The sequence below is a fragment of the Haloarchaeobius caseinilyticus genome, from assembly GCF_051207395.1.
Taxonomy (GTDB): Archaea; Halobacteriota; Halobacteria; order Halobacteriales; family Natrialbaceae; genus Haloarchaeobius.
Window position 1 is genome coordinate 2133799 of record NZ_JBPJZC010000001.1, and the last position, 12508, is coordinate 2146306.

The following is a 12508-nucleotide window of genomic DNA, read 5'->3' on the forward strand; positions in this document are numbered from 1 at the left end:
CCGGGGCCACTCTCGGGTATTCACATGACGCGCGATTCAGAGTCTTCTACACCCGAGGACGAGGTCCTCACTGACGGCGGCGAGACGGCAGCCGAGGGTGCCGACGAGGTCGCACTCGACCCGTGGGGGTCGTCGACGGTCTCCGATTACAGAAAACTGTTCGAGGAGTTCGGTATCGAGGAGTTCGACGAGGTGCTGCCCGAAGTGCCGAACCCGCACTACCTGATGCGCCGGGGCGTCATCTTCGGCCACCGTGACTACCGGCCCGTCGCCGAGGCGATGCGCGAGGACGACCCGTGGGCCGTCCTCTCCGGGTTCATGCCGACCGGCGACCCGCACATCGGGCACAAGTTGGTCTTCGACGAAATCATCTGGCACCAGCAGCAGGGCGGCGACGCCTACGGTCTCATCGCCGACCTCGAAGCCCACTCGGCTCGCGGACTCACGTGGGGCGAAATAGACGAGCATGCTCGCGACTACATCCTCAGTCTGCTGGCGCTCGGCTTCGACGCCGAGAAGGGCGAACTGTACCGCCAGTCCGACAACCGCGAACTGCAGGACCTCGCGTTCGAACTCGGTATCGAGGCGAACTACTCCGAGCTACAGGCCATCTACGGCTTCGACGGTGAGACGGACGTGTCGCACATGCAGTCGGTCGTCACCCAGATGGCGGACATCCTCTACCCGCAGCTGGACGAGCCGAAACCCACGGTCATCCCAGTCGGGCCGGACCAGGACCCGCACATCCGCCTCGCCCGCGACCTCGCGACCCGGATGCGCTTCTTCAAGGTCTCGAAGGCGTACGCGAGTTTCGAGGCCGACGACGCAGAGCGCGAACTCATCGCCGCCGCGTACGCTGCACTCACGGACGAGGCGGGCAACGGCGACGTACGCTGTGAGGACGCGGCCGACTGGCTCCGCGAGCACCAGCCAGAACCGTCGAGTGCGCGTGAGTCCGCGGTGAAGAAGCTGGCCGCGGCGGGGAAGGAACCGGTTCGCCCGCGCATCCGCTTCTTCGACCGGAAGGCGACCGACGAGGCGTTCGAGGCGCTCATCGAGGCCGTCGAGGGCGAAAAGCGCGTCTACGAGGGCCACATCGACTCGTTCGAACTCGACAGACAGGACGCCGAAGCACTCGCCCGCGAGGTCGAACTCGACAACGGCGGCTACGGCTTCATCCAGCCCTCGTCCATCTACCACCGGTTCATGACCGGGCTGACGGGTGGAAAGATGTCCTCGTCGGTCCCGGCGAGCCACATCAGCCTGCTCGACGACCCAGAGGACGGCTACGACAAGGTGAAGTCCGCGACGACGGGCGGGCGCGAGACCGCTGAGAAACAGCGCGAACTCGGCGGCGAGGCCGACCAGTGTCCGGTGTACGAACTGTACGCCTACCTGCTCGCTGGCGACGACGACGACATCGCGAAGGAAGTGTACGACGAGTGTGTCGGTGGCGAGCGTCTCTGTGGCGGGTGCAAGGAGCAGGCGGCCGAGTTGATGCAGGAGTTCCTCGAAGACCACCAGGAAAAGCGCGAGGAAGCCGAGGAACTGCTCGCAGACCTCGACATCGACTTCGACTCGTTGCGATAGCTGGGCTGGCCAGCCAGCCTCGAATCGCCGCATCGCGTCGTCGCCGCAGTTCGCGCAGAACGTTCACTGCGGCCATCATGACTCTAAATTCACATCTTCTGGGCAAGATATAAATCGCCGGTCCAACATCTCATTGTCGAATGGATTCACGGTCGAGTCGTGACGCGCACGACCCCGTCGTCTGCGCCGACGTGCTCGGTGCCTTCGGGGTATCCAGTGACGAAGTCCGCGACGAGACCGACACGACCGATTCTGCCGACTCGCTCGAAACCACCATCGAGGAGTCGCTGGCGGGAGCCGAACACCCGACCGAGTTCGTCCGCCGGACCGTCGTCGGCGCATCGCGGGGCATCGACGCGCCGGCCCGGTATTGGTCGCACGCGCCGCAGGTGCAGTTCGACGCGGTGTTCGAGGCCATCGGCTGGTCGGCCGAACTCACCGATGCCAGGGGCCGCCCGCTTGATGCGCCCGGCGACGCGCCGGAACCGTGGACCGTCGCGGTGACGGACGCGAACGGCATCACCCGCCAGATGGACTTTTCGTACCCTGACACCGACCTCGACGACTACAACTACCCGGCGCTGGTCCACGCCGTGAACGCCCGACTCCTGTACGGGTTAGAGTGCGAGTTCGTCCAACTCTCGGACGGAACCGACCGCTGGCGGTTCGCGCTCGTCGAGACGGACGAACTCGACCGGATTCGCGACAGCTACGGCCTCCGCGTCGAGGTGTTCGACCGCCCGCTCCTGTCGGCGGTACAGCCGCCGGCGTACGACCCGAACGAAGACGCGGACGACGAGATTCCGCTGCCAGATTGGGTCTCGCCACGGCGCAGTGGCTCTCGATTCTCCGCCGGCCAGACCGAAACGAGCGACCGATGGGACGTCGACGGGTTCACCGACGACATCGCGGCGGTTCGTCCTGACCCCGATTCGGTCCTCGCCGACGACGATTCCGCCGAACCGTTCATCGACTTCGTGGACACCGGCGACGGGGAATCTGGGGTTTCGACCGACTCGGCCGACGAGGGAGCCGAATCAGCCACCACGGACGAGGCGACGGCTGTCGACTCGACTGCCAGCGCTGATTCCAGTGCCTCGTTCTTCGACGACACCAGCGGCTGGTCGTTCGAACCGCGTGGGTCGTCGGGGGTCGACGACGGCGGCAGTGCAGGGACCACCGACGCGAGTATCGCACCCACCGGTACCAGCGCTGCTTCTGGTGCCAGTACAGCCACCGGCAGCACCAACACGTTGGCCACTTCGGTCGACTCCGGCTCTTCGTCGTCCAGCTCCGGCTCCTCGTCGCCCAGCACGGACACCGGCGGCTTCGAACTCGCCGGTGGCTCGCCGGCGGTTTCACGCAGCAGCAGCGACGACGACGCACTCGACGACCTGTTCGACGACATGGCCGACGACGCCGCGACCGAGTCTGCGGGCCGGACTGACCCCGAGTACGACGGGTTCGACGCAGGCGACCTAGAGGCGTTCAAGCGCGGCGCGCGAGAGTCCCGCGTCGAGAACGAGCACTTCGGCGTCGGCGTCCGGCCAGAATCTGAGGACGACCGACTCGCTGCCTACGGTGCGGCCCTCGATGCGGGTGGGCGTCTTACGGTCGGTGGACTGCTCGACGACGACACCTTCGTCCCGACGTTCCCTGCAGCCGAGACCGACGAAGTCCGCATCAGCTACGAGGACAAGTGTGAACTCGACGCGCCGCCGCCGGTCGAACGAACGGAAGGTGACGACGGCTTCGTCTGGGTGAACTCGGGTGGCCTGTCGGAGAAACGGCTGTAACTACGCCTTTTCGACGTACACACAGGGCGTGTCGCGGCCGACGAAACTGTACCCGCGGGCGCCGACTGCGGCCCAGTAGTCGCGGGGACGGGTTCCGAGCAGGTCGCCGATTCTCTGGTAGGAGAGTAGATTGTCGCCGTCGACCACGTGGCCGAAGAGTTGGCGGCGTGCCCCAGCGAACTCGCGGTCGAAGCGGGCCTTCGTGTAGCGGTTCGGGTAGTTGAACACGAGGACGCCGTCGTCGGTGACTCGGTCGTAGAGGGCCGCGACTGCGGTCTCGGCGTCGTCGACGAAGTAGAGGGTGGCCATGCAGTAGACGAGGTCGAACTCCTGGTCCATCTCTAAGTCGGGCAGTGCGTCGACCGCGAAGTGGACATTGTCGTAGCCGTACTTGGCGGCGAGTCGGCGGTTGTCACGGATGACCGACTCGGACACGTCGTAGCCGTAGAACTCGGTATCGGGAAAGCGAACCGCGAGGTCGAACAGGTCGACCGCCGGGCCACAGCCGACGGAGGCGACGGCGTCGGGGCCGCCCGTGGGTCGCTCGGCCATCGGCGGCCATCGGTCGGCGACGAACCGTGCAAGCAGGCCGGGCATCACCTCCCGACCAATGTACGCGATCCGCTCGTAATTCCCCCCGCTGTAGATGTCCTCCCAGGCGGTGGCCGTCCCCGGGTCAGCCCACGTCGCGTCGGTGATGGCGTTCTGTGACACGTTCTACAAAAGGCTGTCAACGAAGATAAGCGAAGAGTCACGTCGCGCTCGGTGGGCCAGATGGGTCGTCGATGTCGAGACAACCACTCTGGCGCGCGCTGTCACCAGCCGAGCGAACGGACGTGAGCGAGTGGTGGTGACGATATCGCGCGAGGGATGAGCGGTGTGGAGGGAACGTAGTGACCGACACACCGCGAATCGGATGGGGAGGGTGTGGCTACGGTCATGTTCCGTCGTGAGTCGTGAACTGCTTCCCCGAACCAGAAACCGCAACAGGTGCGTCATGATTCGCGGACTGCTCCCCAGAAAAGCCGCCTACGCCAGCACCGGAATCACCTCGCAATCACCGCGAGTTCGGCACGTACACGGCCGGTCCGCTCCGCCTGGCGTAGTCTTCGTCTCGCGCGTCGACCGCGGTCCAGTAGCTTCGCGGGCGAGTGCCCAACACGTCTTCGATAGCCTCGTAGGTCAGCAAGTTCTCGCCGTCGGCAACGAGCGAGAACGCCTCGCGCTTTTGGTCCGAGATGTCGTTCCGTGCCCACGCCTGCGTGTAGCGGTTCGGATAGTTGAACACGAGGTGGCCGCCGGGCTCGACACGGTCGTACAGCGCGGTGAGGGCGGCCTCGGCGTCGTCGACGAAGTAGAGGGTGGCCATGCAGTAGACGAGGTCGAACTCCCGTTCAACAGCGAGGTCGGGCAGCGCGTCGACCGCGAAGTGGACGTTGTCGATGCCTTCCTCACGCGCTCGTTCCGTGTTCGCCTCGACGACTGAGGGTGCCAGGTCGTACCCGTAAAACTGCGTGTCGGGGTACTCGGGTGCGAGTTCGAAGTCGACCAGTGCCGGCCCGCAGCCCACGTCGCCGACGCTTTCGGGAACCTCGTCGACCACGCGCTCCACGAACGTGCGGAGGTGGCCGGGCATATCGTCGCCGCCGACGTACGCCCCGCGGTCCCAGTCGGTCGCGGCGTAGAAATCGCGCTCCCAATCGAACGGCATGTGAGAAAGTGACAGACGGCGCAGCAATAGCCTTCCGGTGTTCGAGACGACGGTTCTCGGCGGCTCCGACGCTTGGTCTCTTAGCTGTTACCGAGAAAACATTTAGAAAATGAACATGAGAGTGCAAGGAATTAACTACCGGTACGGTGAACGGGTAGCCATGCCAACCCGGGAGTCCGACGGTGGGAACACGAGGACAGGGGAACTCGGGGCGCTCGCGGACGCCTTCGGCGTCGACACTGCCGATGCAGCTGCGGAGCACAACGATACGGGGGACAGTGAGGCCGTCGGCGTCCTCGACGACCTCTCAGACCGTCACACGACCGACGAACCGACCGACGACAGCGGCGGGTCACTCGACCGCCTCGACGATGCACTCTCCGAAGTCGAGGAGACGGTCGACCCACCCGACGAACCGGACGAACCGGCCACGGGGTCGGTCGACGCGAGCGGTTTCGACTTCGACATCCACACCGAGCGCGACACTGGTGGGTCTGCTCACGAGGAGTTCAAAGCACTCGCCGCCGAAATCGGCGGCTCGATGGTCGACGACCTCGATATGGACGACCTCACACTCGGCAGTTCGGTGCCAGTGTCCGAGTTGATGGCACGAAAGGGGTCGCCGAGTGGGACTGGTCACGGTGGGTCACGTACTCGGAATCGCCAGCAGTCGAGCCAGCCCGATATCGACGACGGCGGGTTCGACTGGGGCAGCTGATTTCGTCGATTCACGTCGATAGTTTACGTCCAGTGTAAACTTTCGCCGCCATTTTCGCCGTTTCGGGTCGTTTTCGTCTCTTCACCGTGGACGGTGCCTTCGAGAAGCAGGTCACTGCTGTCGGGAGTAGTGCTGGCTGTGAAGCCGAGCAATCCCCGAATCACGATGGTGCATACCGCAGCCACTACCTCCCCAACCGATTCGCCGCCTGCCTTCGGCGAGGCGGCTCATCCCTCGCGCGCTCCTCACGGTCTTCGCATTGCGAGGCGACTCCGTCGCCTCGGCGTCGCTCAGACACGTTCGTCCTCGCGCGCCGGAGTGTTCGTGTCCTCGTCGTCGACCCGTCAAACACCTCGTGCAGTCGCTCCCGAAGGCTTTTCTCCGGGCCGACGATACTCACACCACATGGCGACCGACTCCCGCCGCGGTGGTAGCGTGCCAGCACCCGAGCAGTGCGACCGGGGAGTCGGCTTTTTTGCGGTGGACTGAGCGCGAAGGACGCTGGCGAGGACGGCCTCGGCGGACGAAATCGCGCGCTCGTTCGGAATAGCTAACTGACTGACCGGAGCAACCAGACACAAGCAATGCAACTTGCAGCGACACAGGCCGCGGTCCTCGAAGCCGCGAGCGCGACCGACCCGAAGTCGGTCGGGGCGCTGGCCGACGAGGTGGGCGAAAAGCCCGAGTCGGTCGTGGGCGCGGCCTTCGAACTGGAGGAACAGGGACTCCTCGCGGTCGAGGAGCGAACAGCGGAACGAGTCGAACTCACCGAGGAGGCCGAGAACTATCTCGACGACGGCCTGCCGGAGGTTCGACTGTACGAGGCGGCTGTCGAGGCGGGTGCCGACGACGAACCCGTCTCGATGGGACAGGTCATCGGGGCCTCAGGCCTCGGGGACCTCGTCGACATCGCGCTGGCGAACTACGCCCGGAAGGGGTACGGAGTAATCGACAGCGGCGAACTGTCGGCGAACCCGGACGCGGACCCGGCCGAGGACGTGGAAGCGACGGCGCTCGCGGCACTGGCCGCCGGCGAGTCGGTGACCGACACCCAACTCCTCGACCAACTGGAGCGACGTGACCTGATTCGGCGCGTCGAGACGACCGAGCGGTTCGTCACGCTCACCGACGAGGGCGTGACGGCGATGATGGAGGGCATCGAGGTGGCCGAGACGGTCGGCCAGGTCACGCCCGAACTGCTCACCAGCGGCGAGTGGCAGGACGCCGATTTCGCCGAGTACAACGTCGAGGCCGACGCCGAGACGCTCTACGGCGGGAAGAAGCATATCCTGCGCCAGACCGCGGATAGGGTCAAAGACGTACTCGTCGGGATGGGCTTCCAGGAGATGGAAGGCCCGCACGCCGATTCCGAGTTCTGGATCAACGACTGCCTGTTCATGCCGCAGGACCACCCGGCCCGCACGCACTGGGACCAGTTCGCGCTGGACGTGCCGCCCATGAAGGACCTGCCGGAAGACCTCGTGGCACGCGTCGAGGACGCCCACAAGCACGGCGTCGGTGAAGACGGCGAGGGGTATCACTCGCCGTGGACCGAGGACGTGGCTCGCGGAGTCGACCTCCGCGGACACACCACCTCGCTGTCGATGCGGTACCTCTCCGGGGAGGCCGTCGGCGACCTCGAACCGCCACAGCGGTACTTCAGTGTAGAGAAGGTGTACCGCAACGACACGCTCGACGCGACCCACCTGCTGGAGTTCTTCCAGATAGAGGGCTGGGTGATGGCTGAGGACCTCTCGGTCCGTGACCTGATGGGCACCTTCACCGAGTTCTACGAGCAGTTCGGCATCACCGACTTGCGGTTCAAGCCGCACTACAACCCGTACACGGAGCCGAGCTTCGAGCTGTTCGGCGAGCATCCCCGGACCGGGGAACTCGTCGAAATCGGAAATTCGGGCATCTTCCGCGAGGAGGTGCTGCGCCCGCTCGGCGTCGAGTGCGACGTGATGGCGTGGGGGCTCGCCCTCGAACGCCTGCTGATGCTGACGCACGGCTTCGAAGACATTCGGGACGTCCACGGCACGCTGAGTGACCTGGAGTTCCTGCGGAACGCGGAGGTGATTCGCTGATGCCAGTCGTAGACGTAGACCCCGACGAACTCCGGAGACTGACCGGCCACGACGAGAAGTCCGACGAGGAACTGAAAGACGACATGTTCGCGCTCGGCCTCGAATACGAGGGCGAGACGGAGGACGAGAAGTTCCAACTCGAGTTCGCGCCCGACCGCCTCGACCGCCTCTCGGTCGAAGGCGTCGCGCGCTCGCTTCGCTACCAGTACGGCGACGACCGGGGTGTGTACGTCCCGAAGACGAACGACGCCGACTGGACCATCCGCGTCGACGAGTCCGTGCCCGACGAGCGCCCGTACGTCACCGGCGCAGTCGCCCGTGGCGTGAACCTCAGTGAGGAAGGACTCGACTCGCTCATCCAGTTGCAGGAGAAACTCCACGCGACGATGGGCCGAAAGCGCGCGAAAGGCGCAATCGGAATTCACGACCTGACGATGCTGAAAGGTGCTGCTGCTGGTGACGGTGAGACCGGCCACAGCATCGAGTACGTCGGTGTCGACCCCGACGGCGACCGCTTCGTCCCGCTCGACTCCGACAAGGAACTGACGCCCGAGGAGGTCCTTGACGAGCACCCGACTGGCGAGACGTACGCCGACCTCGTCCGCGGCTACGAGCGCTACCCGGCCATCTACGACGACATCGGCCTGTTCTCGTTCCCACCGGTCATCAACGGCCGCCGGACCGAGGTCAGCACCGACTCCCGTGACCTGTTCATCGAGATGACGGGCACCGACCAGTGGACCATCGACAAGATGTGCAACATCGTCTGCTACGCACTCGACGCCCGCGGCGCGACCATCGAGGAGGTCACCGTGGACTACCCGGACGCGGCCATCTACGCCGACGAGGAAGTCGAACTGGTCGACCCCGGCGTCGACCTGGTGCGACCGGACTTCTCGACCAGCGACAAGCACGTCCGGCACACCCGCGTCGAGACGCTGCTCGGTGTCTCGCTCGACCCCGACGAAGTCGTCGACCTGCTGGAACGCGCTGGTCTCGACGCGGAGAAAGGCGAAGACGAGGAGGGCGAACTCCGCTACGACGTGGACGTGCCGCCGTACCGCGTCGACGTGCTCCACCCGCTCGATATCGTGGACGACATCGGCCGTGCCTACGGCTTCAACGAACTCGAACCGCGGTATCCCGAGGTCGGGACCGTCGGCGGCCGCCACGAGCGGACCGGGCTGGAAGACGCGGTCCGCGACCAGCTCGTCGGTCTCGGCTTCGAGGACATGCTCAACTTCCACATGATTTCGGAGTCGGAGAACTACGACCGGCTCCAGCTGGACTACGAGACGGACGACTGCCTCGGGGCACAGCCACCTGTCTCCATCACGGAACCATACAGCGAGGACTACACGATGCTTCGCTCGTGGGCGCTCCCGTCGCTCATGATGGTGCTCTCGAACAACACGCACCGCTCGTACCCACAGGACGTGGCCGAGGTCGGCCTCGCCGCGTACTACGACGAGGCCGAGAACTCCTCCGTGAACGAGCGCCGGACCGTCGCTGGCGCGCTGGCCCGCCACGACGCGTCCTACGAGGACGCGAAGGCGCGCCTGCAGGCGCTCGCGCGGAACTTCGACGTGGAACTCGAAACCCCGCCGACCGAGCACCCGTCGTTCATCGACGGCCGGACTGCGGACGTCGTCATCGACGGCGAGACTGCGGGCGTCATCGGTGAAGTGCACCCCGCTGTACTCGTCGAACACGACCTCGAACTGCCGGTCGCGGCGTTCGAGTTCGAACTGGACGCGCTGCGCTGAAGCCAGCAGAAAACAGTCTATTTTCGGTTTTTCCGGTGCGGATTACAGGTCCGCACCGACCGCGTCTTCGACACTGTCGAAGCCGTCTCGCTCCAGCAGTTCGAGCAAGCCACGGTTGATGTCTCGTGCCAGTGACGGGCCTTCGTACACCAGTCCCGTGTAGAGTTGCACGAGCGACGCGCCGGCGCGAATCTTCCGGTAGGCCCCCTCGGCGCTCGACACACCGCCGACACCGACGACTGGAACGTCGGTTCGCTCCGCGACGAACTGGACCATTTCGGTGGCGCGGTCCTCGATGGGCGCACCGGAGAGGCCGCCGGTCTGGGCGGCGTTCGGGCTCTGGAGCGACGACGGTCGGTCGGTCGTCGTGTTCGTCGCGACGACGCCGTCGAGGTCGAAGTCGTCCACGATGTCGAGCGCGTCCTCGACCGCCGGGTCGGGCAGGTCCGGCGAGAGTTTCACGAGCAGGGGTGAGGCTCCGGCATCGACCAGTTCGCCGACGATGGCCTCCATCTGGTCGCGATTCTGGAGGTCGCGAAAGCCTTCTGAGTTGGGACAGGAGACGTTGACGACGAAGAAGTCCGCGCCGTCGGCGACTCGTTCGTAGGTGTAGCGGTAATCCTCGGGTGCCTCCTCGGCGCTGGCCGACTCGGACTTGGCGAGGTTCACCCCGAGGGGGACGTCGGGGTGGTCCATCTCGCGTAGGCGACGGCCGACGCGGTCTGCGCCTTGATTGTTTAGTCCCATACGATTCACGATGGCACGGTCCTCGCGCAGGCGGAACATCCGTGGCCTGGCGTTGCCGGACTGCGCTTCGGCGGTGACGCCCCCGACCTCGACGTGTCCGAAGCCAAGCGCCGCTAGCGCGTGTGGTACCTCCGCGTTCTTGTCGAACCCGGCTGCGACGCCGACCGGCGCCGGGAACCTCTGGCCGAACGCGTCGACACGCAGGCGCGCGTCGTCGACGCCGTACTGCCGGGCGAGCATCTGCTCCACAGGTGTCCCCTGTACCGTGGATAACAGCCCGTGGACGCCGCGGTGTGCCGTCTCTGCCGGGAGCGTGAACAACACCGGCTTCAGAACGTCGTAGAGACTCATCTACGCGTCTGGGCGTTGCGGACCCGTAAAAGCATCACGGAGCCACGCGTGCAGACCGATGATACGGCGTCAGAACTCGTGTTCGACCTCGTCCTGGTCGGCCTTCTGGATGATGATTTTGTCCTCTCGCACACGCACGAACACCTCGTCGCCGATCTCCATGCCGGCGACTGCGAGTTCGTCCTCGTGCAGGTTGATGTGAACGTTGTGGTATTCGCCGTTTTCGTCCTTGGCACCACTCGGACTCAACTTCTTTTTCCGTACCATCGCGGTAGTCTATCTCGTGTGTTCGCCACACGAGGTACTTAAGTGTTTTCTACGGGTGGAGCGACACGACAGGTCATGCGTACAGAACGTTCACACCTGTCTCCTTTCGTCGGACCCACGAATCGACCGACGGCGACGACCATGATTTTGCAACCAGTATATAAACACACCGTCGCTGTCCCCCGTTTTCGGGGGATATCTTTATGAGTGGTCGTGTGTTGCTGTGACATGGAGGGAAAAACATGGTACGTGAAGACGGTAAGCGAAACTTCGCACTTCGTGAAACGGACGGTGACGAATCGAGTGTCTTTTCGGGGAACACGCCGCGCCAAGCAGCACTGAAAGCGGCACGTCGACTGGAGCCGGCGTCCAGCGAGGACGCCGCCGACCGGATCGAACTCCGACTCCGTGAGAAAGGGACCGACAAGGTACACATCTACGACGGCTGGGCGTGGCGCGAGAACGCCCCAGACGACAAACCCGACTGGATGCCGGGTGACATCACGGAGGCAAACGTCTCGAAAAAAGGAATCGAACACCTCGACGAATAGCCGTGCCCACGCGCGCAGCGCGTGAGTACGCGAAACCAACAATCGTTTCTACTGGGCTTACGCAGTGTCGGGTACGCGGCTCACACCCGACCAGACCGAACGCGAACTGCGCGGAATGACCGGTCGGCCTCCACCCGCGTGACATTCAACCTCGTGAGCTGCTGCTCAGTCACCGTCGATTCTTGGCGGTCATTACCACGGTAAAATACCCTCACGTCACCCGATTCTCACACGTCCCTCGGTTCGACGGCCTTAAGTGTTCGACACCCATCCGTCAGAATGCGAACGACGTGGCGCACACCGCCACTCCCTCTGGCCGCGACCCGGCACGGAGGCAGGACATCTCACGCCATCTCGGCACCGCGATGCGCGGTTCGTTGCCCTTATATATGACTGGGGCTTCAGTTCGAATCACGCTCGCCCGTCGGCTTTGAACGCCGTCGTCGGCAACAGACCGGTGCCCTTAAGTGTAACAGGGCGTTGGGATATTAACGCGAACGACACAACGCGATTCGAGTCACGTTGAACCCGTGGCTTAATCTCGGACGGTGTTCGGTGGGGCAGCCTACCGAACGAAAACGAACTTCGATGGGTTTAATACCTGTCTCGGAGTACGCTTACGTCCGTAAGGAAATGAGGATTTCGCCCCTGCGGTCCGCCGTCAAGACGAAATCTGATGTTAGCTTTGGTAGTTCGGTGACGCCTGATCGGCTTCGTCGGTCGGCTCACTGAACTCGGACCACGCAATACATGGATACACCATTTCGATGGTGTACCCGCCAAGCCCCCCGGACCACTATGGTCTGGGAGCATTCCGGTTGATCCTGCCGGAGGTCATTGCTATTGGAGTTCGATTTAGCCATGCTAGTTGTACGAATTCATATTCGTAGCAGATAGCTCAGTAACACGTGGCCAAACTACCCT

General features: G+C 64.3%; 10 protein-coding genes and 1 rRNA gene. 7 read left to right on the forward strand and 4 right to left on the reverse strand.

What is annotated here, in order from left to right; translation table 11 throughout:
- Positions 1–24 precede the first annotated feature (24 nt).
- On the forward strand, positions 25–1590 hold the full coding sequence (locus ACSC1P_RS11205; protein WP_435360235.1) for a tryptophan--tRNA ligase: 1566 nt from the start codon (positions 25–27) through the stop codon (positions 1588–1590).
- A gap of 140 nt (positions 1591–1730) precedes the next feature.
- Positions 1731–3386 (forward strand): hypothetical protein, encoded by a 1656-nt coding sequence (locus tag ACSC1P_RS11210; protein WP_435360236.1) that lies wholly within the window; start codon positions 1731–1733, stop codon positions 3384–3386.
- On the opposite strand, the gene ACSC1P_RS11215 is transcribed toward ACSC1P_RS11210, so the two are convergent.
- Together ACSC1P_RS11215 and ACSC1P_RS11220 are read right to left on the reverse strand one after the other, a co-directional pair.
- Positions 3387–4100: a class I SAM-dependent methyltransferase gene (locus ACSC1P_RS11215; protein WP_435360237.1), complete on the reverse strand. Its 714-nt coding sequence runs from the start codon at positions 4098–4100 to the stop codon at positions 3387–3389.
- 343 nt (positions 4101–4443) lie between these two features.
- The gene (locus ACSC1P_RS11220) at positions 4444–5097 is read right to left on the reverse strand and encodes a class I SAM-dependent methyltransferase (RefSeq protein WP_435360238.1); all 654 of its coding nucleotides are present in this window, start codon (positions 5095–5097) and stop codon (positions 4444–4446) included.
- A gap of 160 nt (positions 5098–5257) precedes the next feature.
- Between ACSC1P_RS11220 and ACSC1P_RS11225 the strand changes: the two genes are divergently transcribed.
- From ACSC1P_RS11225 to pheT, 3 genes are all read left to right on the forward strand, one after another.
- Positions 5258–5815 (forward strand): hypothetical protein, encoded by a 558-nt coding sequence (locus ACSC1P_RS11225; RefSeq protein ID WP_435360239.1) that lies wholly within the window; start codon positions 5258–5260, stop codon positions 5813–5815.
- 584 nt (positions 5816–6399) lie between these two features.
- A complete protein-coding gene (gene pheS, locus ACSC1P_RS11230; RefSeq protein ID WP_435360240.1) occupies positions 6400–7902 on the forward strand; it encodes a phenylalanine--tRNA ligase subunit alpha in 1503 nt (500 codons plus the stop codon).
- A complete protein-coding gene (gene pheT, locus ACSC1P_RS11235; protein WP_435360241.1) occupies positions 7902–9668 on the forward strand; it encodes a phenylalanine--tRNA ligase subunit beta in 1767 nt (588 codons plus the stop codon). The genes pheS and pheT overlap by 1 nt, the downstream gene beginning before the upstream one ends.
- Positions 9669–9710: 42 nt before the next feature.
- Here the strand turns inward: pheT and ACSC1P_RS11240 are convergent, their stop codons facing one another.
- Positions 9711–10766, reverse strand: coding sequence for a quinone-dependent dihydroorotate dehydrogenase (locus ACSC1P_RS11240; protein ID WP_435360242.1), 1056 nt, complete (start codon positions 10764–10766; stop codon positions 9711–9713).
- A gap of 69 nt (positions 10767–10835) precedes the next feature.
- Complete coding sequence (locus tag ACSC1P_RS11245) at positions 10836–11033, reverse strand: hypothetical protein (protein ID WP_267641674.1); 198 nt, start codon at positions 11031–11033, stop codon at positions 10836–10838.
- Between the two features lie 242 nt (positions 11034–11275).
- Between ACSC1P_RS11245 and ACSC1P_RS11250 the strand changes: the two genes are divergently transcribed.
- Positions 11276–11584 (forward strand): non-histone chromosomal MC1 family protein, encoded by a 309-nt coding sequence (locus ACSC1P_RS11250; protein WP_435360243.1) that lies wholly within the window; start codon positions 11276–11278, stop codon positions 11582–11584.
- A gap of 811 nt (positions 11585–12395) precedes the next feature.
- A 16S ribosomal RNA gene (locus tag ACSC1P_RS11255) occupies positions 12396–12508 on the forward strand; the annotation flags it as partial.